17 protein-coding genes and 1 riboswitch are annotated in these 20,070 nt (G+C 63.3%); of the genes, 9 read left to right on the forward strand and 8 right to left on the reverse strand.

Annotated elements, in window-relative coordinates:
- The first annotated feature begins 22 nt into the window (after window positions 1–22).
- Window positions 23–610 carry a DUF2585 domain-containing protein gene (locus CCE89_RS09515; RefSeq protein WP_086437772.1) on the forward strand — a complete coding sequence of 196 codons (588 nt, stop codon included), beginning with the start codon at window positions 23–25 and terminating at the stop codon, window positions 608–610.
- 78 nt (window positions 611–688) lie between these two features.
- On the forward strand, window positions 689–1,582 hold the full coding sequence (locus CCE89_RS09520; RefSeq protein WP_086437773.1) for a MipA/OmpV family protein: 894 nt from the start codon (window positions 689–691) through the stop codon (window positions 1,580–1,582).
- 76 nt (window positions 1,583–1,658) lie between these two features.
- Here CCE89_RS09520 and CCE89_RS09525 read toward each other — a convergent pair whose 3' ends face one another.
- Entirely contained in the window at window positions 1,659–3,698 is a 2,040-nt protein-coding gene (locus CCE89_RS09525; RefSeq protein ID WP_086437774.1) for a S9 family peptidase, read from the reverse strand.
- 140 nt (window positions 3,699–3,838) lie between these two features.
- Here CCE89_RS09525 and CCE89_RS09530 point away from each other — a divergent pair, with 140 nt between their 5' ends.
- Together CCE89_RS09530 and CCE89_RS09535 are read left to right on the forward strand one after the other, a co-directional pair.
- Window positions 3,839–5,104 carry a metal-dependent hydrolase family protein gene (locus CCE89_RS09530; protein ID WP_086437775.1) on the forward strand — a complete coding sequence of 422 codons (1,266 nt, stop codon included), beginning with the start codon at window positions 3,839–3,841 and terminating at the stop codon, window positions 5,102–5,104.
- Between the two features lie 172 nt (window positions 5,105–5,276).
- Entirely contained in the window at window positions 5,277–7,100 is a 1,824-nt protein-coding gene (locus CCE89_RS09535; RefSeq protein ID WP_086437776.1) for a DUF885 domain-containing protein, read from the forward strand.
- A 68-nt stretch (window positions 7,101–7,168) separates the two neighbouring features.
- On the opposite strand, the gene CCE89_RS09540 is transcribed toward CCE89_RS09535, so the two are convergent.
- The 6 genes from CCE89_RS09540 to CCE89_RS09565 all read right to left on the reverse strand — a co-directional run bounded on the left by CCE89_RS09540 (window position 7,169) and on the right by CCE89_RS09565 (window position 14,603).
- Complete coding sequence (locus CCE89_RS09540) at window positions 7,169–8,947, reverse strand: putative bifunctional diguanylate cyclase/phosphodiesterase (protein WP_143256007.1); 1,779 nt, start codon at window positions 8,945–8,947, stop codon at window positions 7,169–7,171.
- 5 nt (window positions 8,948–8,952) lie between these two features.
- On the reverse strand, window positions 8,953–9,525 hold the full coding sequence (locus CCE89_RS09545) for a hypothetical protein (RefSeq protein ID WP_143256008.1): 573 nt from the start codon (window positions 9,523–9,525) through the stop codon (window positions 8,953–8,955).
- A gap of 255 nt (window positions 9,526–9,780) precedes the next feature.
- Window positions 9,781–10,899, reverse strand: coding sequence for an NAD(P)H-dependent flavin oxidoreductase (locus CCE89_RS09550; protein ID WP_086437779.1), 1,119 nt, complete (start codon window positions 10,897–10,899; stop codon window positions 9,781–9,783).
- A gap of 116 nt (window positions 10,900–11,015) precedes the next feature.
- Window positions 11,016–12,572, reverse strand: coding sequence for a flavin-containing monooxygenase (locus tag CCE89_RS09555; protein ID WP_086437780.1), 1,557 nt, complete (start codon window positions 12,570–12,572; stop codon window positions 11,016–11,018).
- 75 nt (window positions 12,573–12,647) lie between these two features.
- On the reverse strand, window positions 12,648–13,886 hold the full coding sequence (locus CCE89_RS09560) for a cytochrome P450 (RefSeq protein WP_086437781.1): 1,239 nt from the start codon (window positions 13,884–13,886) through the stop codon (window positions 12,648–12,650).
- Window positions 13,887–13,949: 63 nt separating this feature from the next.
- Window positions 13,950–14,603, reverse strand: coding sequence for an SOS response-associated peptidase family protein (locus CCE89_RS09565; RefSeq protein ID WP_086437782.1), 654 nt, complete (start codon window positions 14,601–14,603; stop codon window positions 13,950–13,952).
- A 41-nt stretch (window positions 14,604–14,644) separates the two neighbouring features.
- Window positions 14,645–14,751, forward strand: a riboswitch (TPP riboswitch).
- Window positions 14,752–14,787: 36 nt separating this feature from the next.
- On the opposite strand from CCE89_RS09565, the gene thiC reads away from it, so the two are divergent.
- From thiC to CCE89_RS09580, 3 genes are all read left to right on the forward strand, one after another.
- The gene (gene thiC, locus CCE89_RS09570) at window positions 14,788–16,689 is read left to right on the forward strand and encodes a phosphomethylpyrimidine synthase ThiC (RefSeq protein ID WP_086437783.1); all 1,902 of its coding nucleotides are present in this window, start codon (window positions 14,788–14,790) and stop codon (window positions 16,687–16,689) included.
- A 133-nt stretch (window positions 16,690–16,822) separates the two neighbouring features.
- The gene (locus CCE89_RS09575) at window positions 16,823–17,818 is read left to right on the forward strand and encodes a serine hydrolase domain-containing protein (protein WP_143256009.1); all 996 of its coding nucleotides are present in this window, start codon (window positions 16,823–16,825) and stop codon (window positions 17,816–17,818) included.
- 39 nt (window positions 17,819–17,857) lie between these two features.
- Window positions 17,858–18,316, forward strand: a complete 459-nt coding sequence (locus CCE89_RS09580) for a hypothetical protein (protein ID WP_086437785.1) — start codon at window positions 17,858–17,860, stop codon at window positions 18,314–18,316.
- Between the two features lie 30 nt (window positions 18,317–18,346).
- On the opposite strand, the gene CCE89_RS09585 is transcribed toward CCE89_RS09580, so the two are convergent.
- Window positions 18,347–18,829, reverse strand: coding sequence for a YaiI/YqxD family protein (locus tag CCE89_RS09585; RefSeq protein ID WP_086437786.1), 483 nt, complete (start codon window positions 18,827–18,829; stop codon window positions 18,347–18,349).
- 152 nt (window positions 18,830–18,981) lie between these two features.
- Here CCE89_RS09585 and CCE89_RS09590 point away from each other — a divergent pair, with 152 nt between their 5' ends.
- Both CCE89_RS09590 and CCE89_RS09595 read left to right on the forward strand, forming a co-directional pair.
- Window positions 18,982–19,425, forward strand: a complete 444-nt coding sequence (locus tag CCE89_RS09590; protein WP_086437787.1) for a PaaI family thioesterase — start codon at window positions 18,982–18,984, stop codon at window positions 19,423–19,425.
- A 6-nt stretch (window positions 19,426–19,431) separates the two neighbouring features.
- Window positions 19,432–20,022, forward strand: coding sequence for a hypothetical protein (locus CCE89_RS09595; RefSeq protein ID WP_086437788.1), 591 nt, complete (start codon window positions 19,432–19,434; stop codon window positions 20,020–20,022).
- The last annotated feature ends 48 nt before the right edge of the window (window positions 20,023–20,070 follow it).

Consider the following 20,070-nt stretch of genomic DNA (forward strand, 5'->3'; position numbering starts at 1 on the left):
CGGGCGCGTGGCATGAAGGCGCATGGACGCTCTCAAACCGCATCGCAGGGCATGGATTGCTGCTGCGGCCATCGCGCTTGCAGCGCTCGTCATCCTGCTTGCCATGGGCCGACCGCCGATCTGCACCTGCGGCACGGTGGAGCTGTGGTATGGCGACATCAATGCCTCGGGCAACAGCCAGCACCTGTCGGACTGGTACACGCCCAGCCACATAATCCACGGCATGATATTCTACGCGCTCGGCTTGCTGTTGTTCGGCAAGTGGGGGTTGGGGAGCGAAAACGCAGGGAAATACAGCTTCACGCTCGCCGTGTTTCTCGAAGCGTTCTGGGAAGTGCTGGAGAACACGCCTTTCGTGATCGACCGCTATCGCTCGGTCACGGTCAACTGGGGCTATTCGGGCGACAGCGTGATCAATTCCATGGCCGATATCGGCTGGATGAGCTTCGGCTTCTATCTGGCGCTCAAACTGCCCGTGCGGGTGACCATTGCGCTGGCGCTGATCGCGGAGATCGTCACCGCGCTGGTCGTGCGCGACAATCTCACGCTCAATGTCATCATGCTGCTCTATCCCATGGACGCCATTGCCGAGTGGCAGGGCCACGCCTGAGTCCTCTCGCAGGTGCAGGAGGCGGAACGGGGCCTCTCCTGCTGCGTTGATAGGCAACAGACAGAACGGGAATTCCAGATGAAATATGTTGCTTGCGGCCTCGCCGCGCCCTTTTCCATGCTCCTTGCAGCGCCAGCCCTGGCGCAGGATATGGGCGTGGAAGATGTTCCCCAGGAACCGGCTGCGGGTCCGCCTCCGGGCATCGATATGGACGATAGCGTGTTCGACGATAACTGGCTCAGCGTCGGTGTCGGCGTCGGCATTGGCCCAAGTTACGACGGTTCGGACGACTACGTGGCGTTTCCCGCGCCGATCGTGCAGGGCAAGCTCGGCGGCGTCGGCATCAGCCCGCGCCCTGCGGGCCTTGCGCTCGATTTCATTCCCGATGGCGACAATGGTCCCAATTTCGCGCTCGGCCCTTCGGTCCGCCTGCGCAACGACCGCGCCGACCAGATCGAGGACGAGGTGGTCGAACTGGCGGGCGAACTCGACCGGGCTTTCGAAGTGGGCGTTGCGACGGGCGTGAGTTTCCCCAAGGTGCTCAATCCCTTCGACAGCCTCAGCTTCAATCTCGATGCGCGCTGGGATGTAGCCGGTGCGCATGACGGCATGGTGATCGAGCCGGGCGTGACCTATTTCACCCCGCTCAATCCCGGGATGGCTGCCTCGCTCTCCGTCAGCGGAGAGTTCGTCGACGATGATTTCGCCGATTATTACTATTCGGTCTCGCCCGATCAGAGCGCGGCGAGCGGGTTGCCGCAATTCCAGGCCGATGGCGGGCTCAACAGCCTCGGCACGAACCTGCTGCTGGCGATCGACCTCGATGGCAACCTCGCCAATGGCGGCATTTCGGCCGTGGTGATCGGCGGCTATTCGCGGCTGTTCGGCGATGCCAAGCGCACGCCTTATACGAGCATTCGCGGTAGCGCGGACCAGTTCTTCGGCGCGGTTGGCGTGGGCTATACGTTTTAAGCTCTCCCGCCTCACCGCACCAACAAGAAGGGGCCGCAAAGCGCGGCCCCTTTTGTTTTGGTGACGTGGTCCAGGCTTACTCGTCGTCGCCGCCGAGGTTCAGTTCAGGACGCGGAGCGGGCAGCGGTGCCTTGCGATTGCCCGTCTTCAGATAGGTGTCGAACCAGCGCATCATCCGCAGATTGTAGTCATAGCGGCTGGCCGCCTTGCGGTTGCCATGCGGTTCGCCCGGATAGAGCACCATGCGCACCGGCGTATCGGGCTTGCGCACCTTGATCGAACGATAAAGCTCGAAGCTCTGGCTCGGATCGACGCGCGTGTCTTCCTCGCCATGCATGATCAGGATCGGCGTTTCGGCCTTGTCGACATGGTAGATCGGGCTGACTTCCAGCATCGCCTGCCAATCGTCCCACGGCCACTTGCGGCTGTGCACATTGTACATCTCGTAGGGGATGTCGGTGGTGCCGAACTTGCTGACCTGGTTGGAAATACCGACGAACATCACGGCGGCGGCATATTCGGCGCTGTCATGCGTCGCGCCCCATGCGCTGGCATAGCCGCCATAGGAACCGCCGGTGATGCCGGTGCGGTCGGGATCGGTGATCCCCTCGGCCACCAGCGCCCGCTTCGCATCTACGATATCGGCGAACTCGGGATCGGTGTAATTGCCCGTATGCTGCTTGGAGAAAGCCGTGCCATAGGCGGTCGAGCCGCGATAGTTCGGGTGGAACACGGCATAGCCCTGACCTGCGCCGACCTGGCCAGGCATGGAATATGCCGTCAGCCAGCCGTTCGAATAATGCGCTTCCGGCCCGCCATGCACCATCATGATCGTGGGGAAGCCAGTGCGCGGACGTTCACCGAGAGCTTCGATCAGGATGCCTTCGACTTCCTGCCCGTCACGCGCGGTGTAGGTCATCGTGCGTTGCGGCGCGAAGGTGATTTCGGACAGCCAGGGATTGTGGCTGGTCCAGCGGTTGAAGGCGTTGTTGTTCCAGACGAACAGCTCGCTGGGATGGCGCGGGCTGTTGGCACTGAACGCCAGCGTGTCGCCGCCAGCTTCCAGGCTGGTCAGGATCAGCTCGCCCGGGTCGATTTCCTCTGCAACGCTGCCATCGGGATTGTAGAGACGCAGGCGCGATTGCGCGCCGACATGGATCACCGCAGCTAGCCGTCCGTCGCTGAGCCACTCGGCATCGACCGCGGCTTCTTCTGCGCCTTCGTTGAGAGCGCGATAGGTCCCGCTCGACACGTCGACGAGGTGCAGCGTGGTGGCCGCCGGATCGTTCACGTCGACGCCTGCAATCATCGAAAGCTGGCTGCCATCGGGGGAGTATTCGACATCGTCGAGCTTGCCGGGCGTTTCGACAACGGTGCGAATATCGCCGTCCGACAGATCGATCACGTTGACCCGCTTCGAGGTGTAGTTGTCGTCGATCTGCGGCGTCGGTGCAGTTTCGATCACCGCGCTGCGGCCGTCGGGTGCGATCTCGAACGCGCTGACATAGCCGGGCACGGGAATCTCGCGCGGGCTTTCATCCACGCTTTCGCCGAAGCGCGCGGCGAACAGGCGATTGAGCTTCGCTTCTTCCTCGTAAACCTTGGCGTCGAAGCCAGCCTTGCTTTCCTTCGTGCGGGTTTCGTCGCTGGCAGCGCCGACCAGCATGTAGAGCATGGTGCCATCCGGGCTCCAGGCGTAGCTGCTGACGTCGGCGTCCTCGACCGCGGCGAGCTTGCGATAGGCACCGCCTGCAACCGGCACGCCCCACACGGCCTTGTCTTCCTTGTCCTTGGCCCAGGTGAAGCTCACCATCTGGCCATCGGGAGAGAAGTGCACCGCGGACGGGCTCACATCTTCCGGCAGATAGGCGCGGGCCTGATCCGGTCCCCATGCAAGGCTCAATTCCTGCGTCGTCGTGCCGTTTTCCTCACCCTCGGTCACGTCGGGCAGGCTGGCGGTGGTGTAGGCGACGCGGCTGCCGTCGGGAGAGACGGCGATCGCGCCGACGCTCTCCAGCTTGGCGACGTCTTCGGGCGTCATCGGGCGCGCCTGTGCGGTGGCGGCAACCGAAGCGGTGGCGAAAAGGGTGGCGGTAAATGCGACCTTGCGGATCATCGGAAAATTGTCCCCTAGTGGCTTATTGTTGCGCGGGACATAGCGAACCGTGCGCTTATGGCAAATGAACGCGCTGGACGAAGGCCCCTTGCACCCCCAACGCATAACGCGCATCACGGCTCCCAAAAGGGAGATCATCGATGCGTATCAATATCCTGGCTGCGGCTCTCGCCGCTGTCGTTTCATCCCCGCTTGTTGCTGAAACAACAGCGATCGTTGCCGGTTCGGTCATAACCGATCCCTCGAGCGAGCCGCTGGGGCCATCCGTCATCATGGTCGAGGACGGCCGCATCACGTCGATCCGCCCGCGGCAGGGCGATGTCGAAGCCGATAGGGTGATCATGCTGGGCGACAAGACGGTGCTGCCCGGCCTGATCGACCTCCATACCCATCTGACCGGCGATCCGGGTGGCGACTTCTGGAAAGAAGCGGTCGAGCCCGACGAATGGGGCGTGGTCATGGGCGCGAAAAATGCGCGGCTGACCGCGCTCGCCGGCTTTACCACAGTGCGCGAGGCAGGCAGCGCGCAGCACACCGCCTTTTCGCTGCGGCGGGGCACGGCCGAGGGGAAGATTCCGGGTCCGCGTATCCTCGCCGCTGGCCCGGCGCTCGCCATCGTCGGCGGACATGGCGACGTCTCCGGCTTCAAGCCCGAGGTCAATGAAGTGCTGACCAGCGGCTACACCTGCACCGGCGCAGTGGAATGTGCGGAGAAGGTGCGTCGCGCCAGCCAGAACGGGGCGGACGTGATCAAGATTACCGCAACCGGCGGCGTGCTCAGCCAGCAGGGCCGCGGGCTGGAGGCGCATTTCACCGATGCCGAGATGAAGAGCATCGCCGACACCGCGCATTCGCTTGGCCTCAAGGTCATGGCGCATGCGCATGGTGCGCGCGGTATCGAGGCGGCGGCGCGTGCGGGCATCGATACGATCGAACACGGCACCTATATCGATGAGCAGGCGGCCAGGGCGATGCGCGAGAACGGCACCGTGCTGGTTCCGACGCTGATGGCCTTTCAGGGGATCAAGGAACGACTGGGGAAGGGTATTTACTCGCCAGTGGTGGAAGACAAGATTCGCGCGGTCAGCCCCTATGCCGAAAGCATTATCGAACGCGCGCGAAAGTGGGGCGTCAAGGTAGCCTTCGGCACCGATGCCGGCGTGTTCGACCACGGCGAGAACGGGCGTGAACTCGCGCTGATGCGAAAGGGCGGCATGTCCGACCGCGAGGCCCTGGCGAGCGCAACCACCGGCGCGGCCGAGGTGCTCGGCATGGAGAGCGAGATCGGCAAGCTCGCGCCGGGCTATTCGGCAGACATCATCGCGGTCGATGGCAATCCGCTCGAGGATGTCAGCGTTCTTGAGGACGTCGGCTTCGTCATGGTGCGTGGACAGGTTATCGAATAACTCGCGCGGCGTTGCCGACAGCTTGGGTTCACTCTCGCTGTTTATCGAGTGCAGCGGGCGCTTCGCAGAGCGCCTGCAGGACAGCGCGAGCGGTCGCGCTACGGCACCTCGCATCTTGCGGCCAGGTGCATTGCTTCCATCGCACCGCCCATCTTCAACAGGGATTTACTCCATGAAACTTCTCCGCTCCGCCTTTCTCGGTGCCGCTGCGCTTGTGCTGCCTGCAGTGCCCGCGCTGGCCGACCACCACGCCGAAACTGCATCCACCCCCACCGCGCAGAAATCCGAACACGACAAGCTGTTTGCCTTGTTCGCCGACGCCGATGAGCGAAGCCTGCAACTCAATCCGCTCTCGCGCCTGTTTCGCGGAGACACCGAGAACGCTGACCGGCTGGGCGACTATCTCACCGACGCGCAATTCTATGCCGAGCGGATGGATACCAAGCTCAACCTCGCGCTGCTGTCGCAGATCGACCGCAGCAAGCTCGATGCGACCGACGCGCTCGCCTATGACGTGTTCAAGTACAACCAGGAACAGTCGCTCGAAGGCAGCACCGACGAGATCCGCGCGCTAACCGAAGTCCGCCCGATCAACCACTTCTCCGGCTTCCACACATTCTACCCGACCTTCGCCAGCGGGCAGGGCGCAGCCCCGTTCAAGACGATCCAGAACTACGAGGACAACCTCAGCCGCCACGACGACTACATCGCCATCGGCGAACGCTCGATCGAGAAGTTTCGTGAGGGCATGGAAACCGGCGTGCTCGAAACCAGGCTGACGATCCGCAACGTCATCAGCCAGTACGATACGCAGCTGGCGATTCCGGTCGAGGAATCGCAGTTCATGGGGCCGGTCAAGGACTTCCCCGAAAGCTTCTCCGAAGAAGACAAGGCGCGCCTCACCGCTGCTTACGAAGCGAAGACCAAGGAAATCTATGCGCTGACCGAGAAGACGCGCGATTTCCTGCGCGACGAATATCTTCCCGTGGCGCGCGAAGAAGTCGGCCTCAGCGCAATGAAGGGCGGCGAGAAGCTCTACGCCCAGCTGATCGAAAGCACCACGACCCTGCCGCTCACGGCGGACTACATCCACGATCTCGGTCTCAGCGAAGTTGCGCGGATCAAGAACGAGCTGGAAAAGGTCAAGGCCGAGGTCGGCTACGAAGGCACGCTGAGCGAGTTCTTCGACTATGTTCGTACCGATCCGCAGTTCAAGCCGGAAAGCCGCGAGGCGCTGACCCAGAGCTATTACGATATCGGCGAACAGGTCGACGAGAAGATCGGCGACTATTTCTCGCTGCTTCCGGAATCCGAACTGGAGATCAAGCCCTATGACCCGGCGATCGAACAGTTCAGCGCGGGCGGTTCCTACCAGTCCGGCACGCCCGATGGTTCGCGCCCCGGCACGTTCTATTTCAACGCCTATGACCTGCCGAGCCGCCTGACGACCGGCAATGTCACGCTCTATCTGCACGAGGGCGCACCGGGCCATCACTTCCAGATCAGCCTGGCGCAGGAAAACGAAGCGCTGCCCGCCTTCATGCGGTTTGGCGGCACCACGGCTTTTGTCGAGGGCTGGGCCCTCTATGCCGAGACGCTCGGCTACGAGATGGGCTTCTTCGACGATCCGTGGAACCGTTATGGCACGCTGCAGGACGAACAGCTGCGCGCCATGCGGCTGGTGGTCGATACCGGCATCCACGCCAAGGGCTGGAGCCGCGAGCAGGCGATCGACTTCATGCTCGAAAACTCCGGCATGACGCGGACCGAAGTGGTGTCCGAGGTCGAGCGCTATATCGCGATCCCCTCTCAGGCACTGGGCTACAAGATCGGTGCGCTCACCATCCAGCGCCTGCGCGACAAGGCGGAGACCGAGCTTGGTGACGATTTTGACATCAAGGCTTTCCACGCCCAGGTGCTGAACACCGGCGGCCTGCCGCTGGCGGTGCTCGAACAGAAGATCGACCGCTGGATCGAAACGCAAAAGTCCAGCTGATCGCGCTACATTGAGAGAAAGGATGGTGACGCCTCGCCCGGCTGCGGATCGGGCGGGGCGTCACCCGCTCAGGCGATGCGTTGGCGCCGAGCGATCTCGTCCTCACCGCTGGCCGGCGGTTCCGGCAGGCGCTCCTTCAATTCGTGCACACTGCCCGGAAGGTTGGCCTTCGCCGCGGGCCGGGCCGGGCGCAGGTCGGTGAACAGTTCCGCCTTCTCGGGGCGCGAGAAGAGATAGCCCTGAGCCTGGGTGCAACCCTCTGCCCGCAACAGTTCGAGCTGGTCGGCAAGCTCGACCCCTTCGGCCGTGGTCTCCATCCCCATGCTGGAGGCGAGCGCGGTCACGGCCCGTACGATGGCGAGGCAATCGGGGTTCGTTTCGAGATCCCCGACGAAGCACTTGTCGATCTTGATCTTGTCGAAAGGGAAGCTGCGCAAATAGTTGAGCGAGCTGTAGCCGGTGCCGAAATCGTCGAGTGCGATGCGCACGCCGAGTTCGCGCAGCTTGTGCAGCGTGGCGAGGTTGGCCTCGCTATCGTGCAGCAACACGTTCTCGGTAATCTCCAGTTCGAGACGGCTGGGATCGATACCCGAAACCGCGATAGCGTTTAGGATCGTCCCGACGAGGCTGGCGCTGCGCATCTGCGCCGGTGAAAGATTGACCGAGACGCGCAGGTGCTCGGGCCATGCGGCGACTTCGGCGCAGGCCTGGCGGATCACCCACTCGCCCATCTGCACGATCAGACCGGTCTCTTCTGCCAGCGGAACGAAATCGTCCGGACAGACCGTACCGCGCTCGGGATGATGCCAGCGAATCAGCGCTTCGTAGCCTGCCGTCTGGCCTGTCTCGATCTTGATCAGAGGCTGATAGTATAGCTCGAACTGGCCGCGTACGAGCGCGCTGCGAAGGTCCATCTCCAACTCGCGCCGTTCGCGCGCGATCTGGTCCATGCCCGGTTCGAACAGAGCGAAGCGATTGCGGCCCGCGCCCTTGGCGGCATAGAGCGCAAGGTCGGCGCGCCGCATCAGGGCGTCGGCATCGCGTGCATTCTCCCCTGCCAGGGCGATTCCGATGCTGGTCGATGTAATGATCTGCGTTCCGTGGGTCAGAACCGGCTCGACGATCGCTGCCAGGATGCGCCGGGCGATCCGTTCGGCGTCTTTCTCGACATTCTTGCCGCGCATCAGCACCGCAAACTCGTCCCCGCCAAGCCGCGCGACGAGATCCTGTTGCCGCACGGTCGACTGGATGCGCTTGGCGACTTCGATCAGCAAGGCATCGCCCGCCGGGTGGCCGAGCGTTTCGTTCACCGATTTGAAGCTGTCGAGATCGAGGCACAATATCGCAAGCTCGCCCGTTGCCGAATGGCGCTTCAACTCGCGCTGGAGGTCGTCATGGAAAAGGAACCGATTGGCGAGGTCTGTCAGTTCGTCATAATGCGCCATGTAGTGAACGCGCTCTTCCGCGCTCTTCTGTGCGGTCACGTCGGACGCGACACCGCGCATGCCCCCTTTGCGCGTGACCCTGCCCGTCAGTTTCCACCAGCGCTGTTCGCCTTCGCGCGCCAGGCGCAGGGTAAGCTCGCGAAAGCTGGTGCCCGCAGCGATGTGGCTTTCGAGATGGTCGCGCTCGGGCGAAGGGGCAAACAGCAACAGGAACGGCGTTCCGTGGAGTTCGCCCGGCTCCTGCCCGACAGCCTCGGCAAAGCGCGCAGTCGGCTCACGCACGCAATTCTCGTCATCGAGCCGCCATAACCAGTCGGCCGCCTGGGATTCGAAATCATTGAGCAGCAGCCGAACCGTCTCGGTATTCTCGCGCATTCTCTCACGCGTGGCGATGCGCTCCACGAAGCTCACCTCGCGCCGCCGTGCCCCGGTCGCGAGCAGCAGGCAGAAGCATCCGAGCAGGATAGTCCGGCCAGCGACGGGGCGTAGGGATGGACCCACAGCGCAAACAATCCGCCCGCCGCGACCGGAACTACGAAGAGCATCGCGGCGCGCGCCATCGACATGTAGGTGGAAACCGAAGCGCCCATCATCCCGCTGCACAGGATGACGATCACGATATATTGTGAAGGAGTGGCAGTCGAAGCGGCGAGGATCGCGCCGCCTCCCCAGCAGGTGCCATTATAGAGTGCGGTAAACTCGATCCAGCGCATCTGGCGGCGCACCTGTTCGTGCTCGTCGCCTCCCTTGCCATCGCGATGCCTCAGGACATCGCGACGCCGCATCAATCCACCGATGACGACGGCGGTAAACCAAAGGGCAAGCCAGCCAATCTGGGCCGGATTCCAGAATACAGCGGCGGCAATAAAGGCATTGAAGACGCCGGCAATCGACGCGGACTTGGCGTAACGCAGGTTCTCTTCGACCTGTTCGCGCTCGAGGACATGCCTCAATTCACCAATTGCGTGCGTTGCTGTCACACATGCCCCCACCGGAAACGGTTCTTCTGGCTGTTCGAGTAGTGATCACGTCTGAAGAGCTATTGAGCAAGAACGGCTACCGCGGGGTTAACATGGCCCCCGGGGATGCCATCCAGACTTAATGTTAATGCATTGAAATAACGTGAAAAAAGCCGAAAGTCAGGGGGTTAATTCCGCAGGACAAACGGCGCACTTTGAGGCGGTGTGATTTCTTGCAGAACCGAGGCCGATCGAAGCTGCGGTATGTGCGCCGGGTTACTCGAATGCCTGCGAAAGATTCTCGTAACCTGCGAGGAAATCCTCCTTGAACTGCTGCACGACCTGGCCCGAAGAGGTCACTTCGCGCACCAACCCGACGCCCTGTCCGACCCAGTAGGAACACAGCTCCTGCGCTTGGCGGTTGCCATTGACCGCCGCCTTGTCGAGCGCGCGCAGCACCGGTTCCGACAAGACGCTCATCAGCGGCATGGGGAGGGCGGGCAGGCCCGCTTCTTCCCAGCGCGCGTGCCAGCCGGAACGGAGCTGGCGGCTGTACTTGCCGGTGCGATACTTGCTGCGGACCGTGTCGCGGCTGGTTGCGGCCACCATCTTCTCGCGGAAGACTTCGTGCGTTTCGGCTTCGGTCGTCGCCAGCCACACGCTGCCGCACCACACGCCGGCTGCGCCCATCGCCATCATCCCGGCCATTTGCCGCCCGTTCATGATGCCGCCTGCTGCAAGCACGGGAATGTCCGCGCCGGCATCCTCGATCGCCTGCAGCACTTCGGGGATGAGAACCACCGTCGCGACATCGCCGCAGTGCCCGCCGCCTTCACCGCCCTGCGCGACGATGATGTCGACGCCCGCATCGATCTGCTTCATCGCGTGTTCCTTCGCGCCGACCAGCGCCGCGACCGGAATGCCGTGCTTCTTGCCCGCAGCGATCATTTCGGGCGGGGCGGTGCCCAGCGCATTGGCGATCAGGCGCACCGGGTGGTTGAAGCTGACTTCGAGCAGCTCCTGACCGAGCGAGGTATTGGGCCGCTGCGATCCGCCTTGCGGTTCGGCGGTGTCCTCTCCGATCCCGGCTTCGCGCAGGATCGAGCGGGTGAAATCGCGATATTTCGCCGGGATATTGGCGATGATCTCGTCCGCCGTCACGCCCTTGTCGACTGCCTGCACCTCGGGGATGAGGACGTCGACACCATAGGGCTTGCCGTCGACATGGTCGTCGATCCAGGCAAGTTCATGCTCGAGCTGTTCGGGCGTGTAGCTCACCGCTCCGATTACGCCGAAGCCGCCTGCGCGGCTCACCGCAGCAACCACATCGCGGCAGTGCGAAAAGGCAAACAGCGGGAAGTCGCATCCCACCATCTCTGTCATGCGGAAGGGCATTGAAGTCTCCTCTCGCCGCCTACCAACCGCATTTGATGGCGCCGATCAAGGCCCGACGCCGTGAGCTATCGATATGAAGCATGTGCCACTTGCCGCCCAACGGCCACGCCTACGTGCTATTCTGCAGGAACAGCCTCTTCCTTCCGCGCCCGCTCGCCCTGTGCGCCTTCGGCATAGCGGAACTCCGCGCCGTCGAGATCGATGGCGGGGATCTCCTCCTTCTCGGTCCAGTAGTCCTGATTGTGCCGCCATTCGGGCTTGTCGCCGCGCTTGGGCAGACGGTCGAGACCGCGCATCAGGTAGCCCGGATTGAAATTGTCCTCCTCGATCCACGGGCGCAGCTCCATGCCTTCGTCCTCGGGCCGAAGGGTAACCTCGACCCGCGCAGCGCCTTTCTCGTCCATGTGGTTGAGCAGGTTGCAGACGAAATCGCCGAGCATGTCGACACGCAGGGTCCAGCTGGCGCGGAAATAGCCGAAGACCCAGACCATGTTGGGAACGCCGGTGAACATCATACCGCGATAAGTCACCGTGTCGTTCCAATCGACGGATTTGCCGTCGACCTCGAACGGAATGTCGCCCATGACGGACAGCTGGAAGCCGGTGGCAGCGACGATCAGGTCGGCCTCGATCTCCTCGCCCGACGCGGTGCGCACGCCGGTTTCGGTGAAGCGGTCGATCGTATCGGTGACGACGGTCAGCTTGCCCGCGACCGCCGCCTTGAAGATGTCACCTTCGGGACAGAAGGCAAGGCGTTGTTGCCATGGGCGGTAGCTCGGCGTGAAATGCGGCTCGAACTGGAAATCGGGATCGCCGGTGAATTGCCGCACAAGCTCCTTGAGCTCCTCGAAGACGACGTCCGGCTCCTCGATGCAGCGCTTCGTCATCAAGTCCTGATCGTGCATGATCTGCTGGCGGACGACGCGGTGGATGGTCGGCTCGTCAATGCCGACCTCGCGAAGGCGATCCGCGAGCTCGTTCTTGTTTTCCGAGCAATAGAAATAGGTCGGCGAGCGCTGGAGCATGGTGACGTGTTCGGCCTTCTCGGCGAACTCGGGAATGACCGTGGCTGCTGTCGCGCCCGATCCGATCACCAACACCCGCTTGCCCGAATAGTCATAATCCGGATCCCACAGCTGTGCGTGGATGAAATCGCCCGTGTAGGCGTCCAGGCCGCGTTCCTTCCATTCGGGCGGGATGTAGGGCTTTTCGTGATCGTAATAGCCCTGGCACATCCACAGGAAGTTGCAGGTGAAGGTCAACTCGGCGCCGTCTTCAAGGCGCGTTGCTTCCACCGTCCACAGGTTGTCGTCGCGCGAGAAGGAACAGCGCGTGATGCGGTGGCCGTAGCGGATGTGTTCGCCGATCCCGTTGTCTTCGATCACCTCGCCCATGTATTTGAGGATTTCATCGGCGCTCGCGATCGGTGCGCCGATCCACGGCTTGAAGCGATAGCCGAAGGTGTAGAGGTCGCTATCGGAACGGACACCCGGGTACTTGTGCGTTTCCCAGGTACCGCCGAAAGTCTCTTTCATCTCGAGGATGGCGTAGCTCTTGCCCGGGCATTGCTGCTGCAGGTGATAGGCCGATCCGATGCCAGAAATGCCTGCGCCTGCGATCAGGACATCGAAATGTTTCGTCGCCGCGCCTGTGGCCGTGTCTATCGCGTTCATACACTCTCTCCTTGATGGCATGAATGCTGTCCGATGACGGTCGCTGCATTGACCGAAATCAAAAAACTCGCGCGTCTAGCGCCGCTTCTCGATCCGCACCGGCATTTCGGTGAAACCGTGGAGGAAGGGGCTGGGGAGGCGGGGCGGCGCACCTTCGGGCACGATGCGCCAGCCTCTATCGACGATCTCCTCGATCAACGTGCCGATCTGGATTTCTGCGAGCCGTGCGCCCACGCAGCGGTGGATGCCGTGGCCGAAACTCAGATGGCGACGCGCATTCTCCCGGGTCACGTCGAACCGGTCGGAATCGGGAAATACGCTCTCGTCGCGATTGGCAGAGATGTACCACATGATCATCTTCTCTCCTTCGCGGATGCGCTGTCCGGCAAGCTCGGTATCGCGTGTGGCGGTCCGCCGCATGTGCGTGACGGGCGACTGCCAGCGGATGATTTCCTGCGCCGCATTGGGGATCAGCGCGCGGTCGCCATGCAGCAGGTCGAGCTGGTCGGGGTAGAGGTCGAGCGCTTCGACCAGCCCGCTCATCGAATTGCGGGTGGTGTCGTTGCCGCCCACGATCAGCAGCGCGATATTGGCGATCCGTTCCATCGGGGTCATGTTGCCCATCGCTTCGGAATGCACCATCCGGCTGAGCAAATCGTCGGTCGGCGGCAGCTCGCGCCGCGCCTCCAGCTCTCGGTCGAACCGGGCGAGCATCTGGCCCATCTGCTCCATGAACTCGGCGCGGAACTCGTCGGTCAGATTGTCCGCCGACACGGCGCTCGCATAGTCGGACCAGCGCTTGAGATCGCGCCATTCGTCATAGGGCATGTCGAACAGGATCAGCAGCATGCCGAGGGTCTGCGGGATCGAGACGCGCTCCACCCAGTCGAATGTCTCGCCCACCGGCAGCCCGTCGAGCAATTCGGCGCAGCGCGCGCGCACCTGCTCCTCGCGGGTCTTCATCTGGCTGGGTGCGAAGGCGGGCGAAATCACCTTGCGCTGGGCGGTGTGGATGGGCGGATCCTGCGCGATGAAATTGGGAAAATCGATCTCTCCCACCCCGTCGGCGATGGTGATGTTGCCCTTGTCCCAGGCGGAGGTCCAGGTCTGCCAGTCGAGCTCGATCTGCTGGACGAGGTCGTAGGTGACGGCCGACCAGTAGGCGCCGAAGGGGCTGTCCTCGCGGTAGCTGAGCGGCGCGGTCCGGCGCAGCTCGGCGAACGGCGCGTGCCAGCGGTTTTCGGTGTAAAGCGCGTTGTCGCTCAGATCGATCGGCGTCAGCGGACGCTGCGCAGCCAGTGCTTCGGTGGCCATGATGTGCTCACTCTCCCTCTCCAGTCCCGAAAGGAAAGCTGTCACAGATCCGCGCCTGTGTCATCACTCCTGTGAGGTCGGCGAGGCCACTTCGGTGAGCGGGACAGATGCGCTTTCGAGAGTTCCTCGCGCCATGTCCCAATTGCCGTAGAGCCAGTTCTGTCGTGCGCGTTCGTCATCGGGCAGCACGATCGGTTCGACTGTGCAGCCTGCCGCTCGCGGCGCGCCTCTCGCCTCGCGGGTGAGGAGGGCGAAGGCGGGCACCTCCTCGTCCTTCCACACACCTGCCATGGCGAAGACCCGCTGGGACTCCAGGTGCCCGGCGTGCGCGAACCAGTGCTTGAGCCTGCGCCCCTCGTAATCGGTGCCGCTACCCCAGCCCATGAAGCGCGTCGCCGGGATCAAGCAGCGGAACTCCGAATTGCGCAGGTTCCCGATCCAGAACGGGCTGTCCAGATTGCGCACACTCGCAATGCGCCGTGTCGGGTCGTCCGCATTGGGCGGCGGGAGCAGGCCCCACAGGCGCGGGGTCATGCGCGGCTGGAGCATGCGGCCCGATGGCCTTGGCCCCGCGATGAACTCGCGCCCCGCCGTGATGACCGGCGCGAACTTAAGCGGCGCGACATAGCCGCCTTCCCACGGGTCATCGCCCTGTCGCGCACCGAAGCGCCGGGCAACATCTGCGGCGCTGCAATCGAGGCGGTAGAGCTGCGTCACGCAAGCTGCCCTAGACGTTCGCCCTTACAGGGTCTATCTCCTACCCATCCCCGGGGAGCCATGAGGCTGAGAGGGCGGTTGAAGTCCGCCGACCCGTTGAACCTGAACCTGCTAACACAGGCGGAGGGAGTGGGCTGGTATCCGCCAGAAGACCGCTCTCCCGATCCGCCAGGAGAGAGTACCAATGGCCGACATCAATTCCCCGCTCGAAATCGGCGTGACCACCGGGCCCATTCGCGGCAGCCGCAAGGTCCATGTCGGCGCGCGCACCGGTTCCGGCATCCGCGTCGCCATGCGCGAGATCGACCTTGAGGGCGATGAGGCACCGGTTCGCGTCTACGACACCTCCGGCCCCTACACCGATCCTGACGCCAACATCGACATCCAGGCGGGCCTGCCCGCGCTCCGGCGTGACTGGATCATGGCGCGCGGCGATGTCGAGGAATATGATGCGCGCGAGGTGAAGCCCGAGGATAACGGCCAGCTTGGCCCCGATCGTTCGGGCGGCGTGCCTGCTTTCCCCAATGTCGTGAAGCGTCCGCTGCGCGCCAAGGCAGGGCAGAACGTCAGCCAGATGCACTACGCCCGCAAAGGCATCATCACGCCCGAAATGGAATATGTCGCCGAGCGCGAAAACCTCGGCCGCGAAATGGCGAAGGAACTGATCGCCGCCAACCGCGCAGGCGCTCAGAGCTGGGGCGCGCAGATCCCCGACGTCATCACGCCCGAGTTCGTCCGCGAGGAAGTGGCACGGGGCCGTGCGATCATCCCCAACAACATCAACCACCCGGAAAGCGAACCGATGGCGATCGGCCGCAATTTCCTCGTCAAGATCAACGCCAATATCGGCAACTCCGCCGTCGCGTCCGACGTCGCGACCGAGGTCGACAAGATGGTCTGGTCGATCCGCTGGGGTGCGGACACCGTCATGGACCTCAGCACAGGTCGCAACATCCACGACACGCGCGAATGGATCATCCGCAACTCGCCCGTGCCGATCGGCACCGTGCCGATCTACCAGGCGCTGGAGAAGGTCGGCGGCATCGCCGAAGACCTCACCTGGGAAGTGTTCCGCGACACGCTGATCGAACAGGCCGAACAGGGCGTCGACTATTTCACCATCCACGCGGGTGTGCGCCTGCCCTATGTGCCGCTCGCCGCCAACCGCGTCACCGGCATCGTCAGCCGCGGCGGCTCGATCATGGCGAAATGGTGCCTCGCGCATCACAAGGAGAGCTTCCTCTACGAGAAGTTCGACGAGATCACCGAGATCATGAAGGCCTACGACATCGCCTATTCGCTTGGCGATGGCCTGCGCCCCGGCTCGATTGCCGACGCCAATGACGAGGCGCAGTTTGCCGAGCTTTACACGCTGGGCGAGCTGACCCACCGCGCGTGGAAGCAGGACGTGCAGGTCATGATCGAAGGGCCGGGCCATGTCCCCATGCACAAGATCAAGGAGAACATGGACAAGCAGCTGGAGGTGTGCGGCGAAGCGCCCTTCTACACGCTTGGGCCGCTCGTCACCGATATCGCGCCGGGTTACGACCACATCACCAGCGGCATCGGCGCGGCGCAGATCGGCTGGTACGGCACGGCGATGCTTTGTTACGTCACGCCCAAGGAACACCTCGGCCTTCCCGACCGTGACGATGTGAAGGTCGGTGTTGTGACCTATAAACTCGCCGCCCACGCGGCTGACCTTGCCAAGGGGCATCCGGCGGCCAAGGTCCGCGACGATGCGCTGTCGAAGGCACGCTTCGAGTTCCGCTGGCGCGACCAGTTCAACCTCAGCCTCGATCCCGATACGGCGGAGGATTACCACGACCAGACGCTGCCCGCAGAAGGCGCCAAGACCGCGCATTTCTGCTCCATGTGCGGGCCGAAGTTCTGTTCGATGAAGATCAGCCAGGAAGTGCGCGACTTCGCCGGCAAGCAGAACCAGGGCGCGGACAGCTTCCTCGAAAGCGGTCAGTCAGGGGCAGAGGCCGCCGAGGCCAGCCGCCAGGCCGCGCTCAAGGGCATGGAAGAGATGAGCGAAAAGTATAAGGATATGGGGCAGAAACTGTATTTGCCGGAGGGGTGACAGCACCATCAACCTGTGCGGCAAACAAGACGCTTCGCCTCTACGAGCGACGCACTTAGTTCGACTACGGATGTAGTCAATCTTCGTGTTTCTGCGTAGACCTCCACATGACAAGAACCATGAGGAGGCTTCCTTGGCTGCAAAAAAAGCGCTTTCATATACCTTGACTTGGCTTGCGGTCGGATTGCTGACGCTGGCAACGCAGATTACTCCGCTGCGTGCGGACCCTCCCGATCCTGCCCAGCAGCACCACCACATGATCGCGCAGATCGAGCAGGGGCTGCGACCTCCGCTTGCGGCCAAGGGCGAGCCTCATCCTGTCTGGTCACTGGAAGAGCGGATGGAGCACCACGATGTGCCAGCCATTAGCATCGCAGTCGCACTTGATGGCGAGGTCGTGTGGGCGAAGGCATATGGCGTGGCCGAGAAGGGTAGCGATCTGCTCGTCGATGAAAACACGCTCTTTCAGGCGGCCTCCCTGTCCAAACCCGTCGCGGCGCTTGCTGCGCTTTCGCTGGTCGACAAGGGCCAACTTGATCTCGATTCGCCTGTCGGGATTTACTTGCGATCTTGGGACGTGCCCGACAACAGCTTCACGCAAAGCCAGAGTGTGACGCTCCGTCATCTCCTGTCGCACCGCGCTGGCACGACGATCCACGGATTCAGAGGATATAAGGCCGATGCCGAACTGCCGTCGAGCGCGCAGATTCTCGAAGGCGCCGAGCCTGCCAATACGCCAGCGGTCACTATCGACCAAGTACCGGGCACCGCGCGCCGCTATTCCGGAGGCGGGTACCAAGTGGTGCAACTCCTGCTCGAGGATCTGACCGGCAAGCCCTTTGCCCAAGTCGTCGCCGAAGAGGTTTTCGCCCCCGCGGGGCTAGTGCGCAGTAATTACGACCACATCCAGTCTGGCGGTAACGTAGCGTCAGGCCACGTCGGCGGGGCATCCGATCCCATCACGACGCCCGGCTATTTCGCTTATCCCGAACTGGCGGCCGCCGGGATCTGGACGACGCCCACAGAACTTTTGCAGCTTGGCAGCCAGGTCGCCAGGGCGCGGCAAGGCCACAGCGAGCTGATCTCCGACGATCTCGCACTCCAGATGGTTCCTAGCAGCGCCGACTAGCACGGCCTCGGTTTTGGCCTCAACGATCCGGGCGACGGCGTGGTCTTCGTCCATAACGGCCACAATCCGGGCTACAGCGCGCGCTGGTACAGCTATGCCGACGGGCGGGCGAGCGTGGCGATCCTGACCAATTCGGACAGCGGCGGAGAGCTCATCCGCGAAGTGGCCAGCGCTATCGGCCACGCCTACGGCTGGAAACAGGACGCCTTCGAGCAGCGCGCCACCGTTGCGCTGGACGAAGACTGGATGAGGCAGATCGCGGGCGGCTACGCTTTCGGCGCCGACAGCACCGAGCCCGCCGCTACAGTCAGCCTTGAAGACGGAGTACTATGGCTGGAAGGAGCGCTGGGCGAACGCTCGCGCTTCTATCCCACGAGCGATACCGATTTCTTCGTCCCGGGTGGGCTCGACTTCGTGATCGAGACCAATAATGCGGGGGATGTGACGGGCATCAATGTCGAAGGGGAATTCGTACTTTCGAAGCTGGCCGCGTTTTGAATGAAGATGATCTCAAGCTGGGGGCGCTAATCATCCCCGCCCCATCCGCACCAGCACCCCGTCGAGAGCCTGCAGGAAGTGTGAGCGGTCGGCCTTGGTGAACGGCGGCGGGCCGCCTCCGCTTGCACCTAGGGGTCCGTCCATCCCGGCGCGCAGGTCTTCCATGATCGCGCGGGTCGCAATCGCGCTGCCGATGCTGGCGGCGTCGAACTCGCGCCCGTCATGCTTCAGCACGCGCGCGCCTGCCTTCAGGCAGCGTTCGGCCAGCAATATGTCGCCCGTCACCACCACACTGCGCTCGTTTGCATTCTCCGCGATCCAGTCATCCGCCGCGTCGAAGCCGTCGCTCACCACAACGCGCTTTACCCTCTCGCTCACCGGCACGCGGAAGGGGCTGTTGCTGACCACCCGAACCTGCGCCTTGTAGCGGTCGGCCACGCGGTAGATTTCCTCCTTCACCGGGCAGGCATCGGCATCGACGAGGATGGTGACGGGGTCGGCGGGCGAGGTCATGCGCGCGGCGGTAGCCGAAGCGGGCAGGGTAGGTAAACCGGACAGTGCCGCTTGCCGAGGGCCGTCCGTCTGTCCCGCCATAAACTTCTCTCGATGCTGCCAAATCGATCCAAAGGCGATATGGTGCGCCTCGAACTCACAGGGAGAAGGGCATGAGCGCAGAGAAGCCGACATACAGCGTTCCATTCGTGGATCGCACAGGGATGCAGCGACTGGAAGAGAGGCGCGGCCATTCGAAGCTGCTCATGCCGCTCGAACCCAATGCCAACCACGTCGACGTGATGTATCTCGGCGCTTTCTGCGTCTTGGCGGAGGCGGCGGCGGCGGGGCCGGGTATCTCGGTGCTCGATACGGAAAAGTACTTCCCGATCGTCAAGGATATCGCGGTCGACTTCCACCGCATGGCGGCGAGCGACGTCACCGCCGAATACACGCTGAGCGAGGAGCAGATCGAAGAACTGCTTGCCGATCTGGAGCGCAAGGGCAGCGCGACCTATGTCGCCGAAGTTCCGATGCACGATGCCGAGGGCAATCTCGCCGCGACGGGCAGGGTGACGATCAAGCTGCTGTCGCACAACTGGTCGAAGCCCGACTGACGGGCCTTGGCCGAATACCTCGTCTTTTTCGCGCTCGTCCTCGGCGTGAACCTGATGCCGGCCTTCGGCCCGCCGACCTGGTCGATCATCGCGCTCTACACGCTCAATAGCGATCTGGAGCTGGCCCCGCTGGTGCTGACGGCGGCAGTGGCGGCGGCGACGGGTCGCTTCCTGCTGGCGCTGGCGACGCGCGCGCTGGGCACGCGTTTCCTGTCGGAGAAAACCCACGCCAACCTCGCCGCGGCGCGGGAAGCGCTGGAGCAGCGCCGCCGCAACAGCATGCTCGCGCTCGGACTGTTCGCGCTGTCACCCGTGCCATCGGCGCAATTGTTCGAGGCGGCAGGCCTCGCCAAGCTGCGGCTGCTGCCGTTCACCGCCGCTTTCTTCGCCGGGCGGCTCGTATCCTATACGATCTACGGCCTCACCGCGCAGGGCATCCGGTCGACCAGTCTGGGGGAGGTGCTGCGCGAGGAGTTGAGCAGCCCGATCGGCATCGCGATCCAGGTCGCCATGCTCGCCGCACTGGTCCTGCTGGCGCGGATAGACTGGCGCAAGCGGCTCGGGCTGGAGGACGACCGGGGTCCGCAGGGGCAATAGGCCGGATTTGCGCCAATTCTCCGTCCCGGACCAATTCGGAACATCCAA

Origin of the sequence: Altererythrobacter xiamenensis (assembly GCF_900177715.1) — a bacterium.
GTDB lineage: Bacteria > Pseudomonadota > Alphaproteobacteria > Sphingomonadales > Sphingomonadaceae > Erythrobacter > Erythrobacter xiamenensis.

What these genes read in the sequence shown, in the direction of transcription:
- CCE89_RS09515 (WP_086437772.1), top strand. Translation starts at nt 23, where the DNA reads ATGGACGCTCTCAAACCGCATCGCAGGGCATGGATTGCTGCTGCGGCC.
- CCE89_RS09520 (WP_086437773.1), top strand. Translation starts at nt 689, where the DNA reads ATGAAATATGTTGCTTGCGGCCTCGCCGCGCCCTTTTCCATGCTCCTT.
- CCE89_RS09525 (WP_086437774.1), bottom strand. Translation starts at nt 3,698, where the DNA reads ATGATCCGCAAGGTCGCATTTACCGCCACCCTTTTCGCCACCGCTTCG.
- CCE89_RS09530 (WP_086437775.1), top strand. Translation starts at nt 3,839, where the DNA reads ATGCGTATCAATATCCTGGCTGCGGCTCTCGCCGCTGTCGTTTCATCC.
- CCE89_RS09535 (WP_086437776.1), top strand. Translation starts at nt 5,277, where the DNA reads ATGAAACTTCTCCGCTCCGCCTTTCTCGGTGCCGCTGCGCTTGTGCTG.
- CCE89_RS09550 (WP_086437779.1), bottom strand. Translation starts at nt 10,899, where the DNA reads ATGCCCTTCCGCATGACAGAGATGGTGGGATGCGACTTCCCGCTGTTT.
- CCE89_RS09555 (WP_086437780.1), bottom strand. Translation starts at nt 12,572, where the DNA reads ATGAACGCGATAGACACGGCCACAGGCGCGGCGACGAAACATTTCGAT.
- CCE89_RS09560 (WP_086437781.1), bottom strand. Translation starts at nt 13,886, where the DNA reads ATGGCCACCGAAGCACTGGCTGCGCAGCGTCCGCTGACGCCGATCGAT.
- thiC (WP_086437783.1), top strand. Translation starts at nt 14,788, where the DNA reads ATGGCCGACATCAATTCCCCGCTCGAAATCGGCGTGACCACCGGGCCC.
- CCE89_RS09585 (WP_086437786.1), bottom strand. Translation starts at nt 18,829, where the DNA reads ATGACCTCGCCCGCCGACCCCGTCACCATCCTCGTCGATGCCGATGCC.
- CCE89_RS09590 (WP_086437787.1), top strand. Translation starts at nt 18,982, where the DNA reads ATGAGCGCAGAGAAGCCGACATACAGCGTTCCATTCGTGGATCGCACA.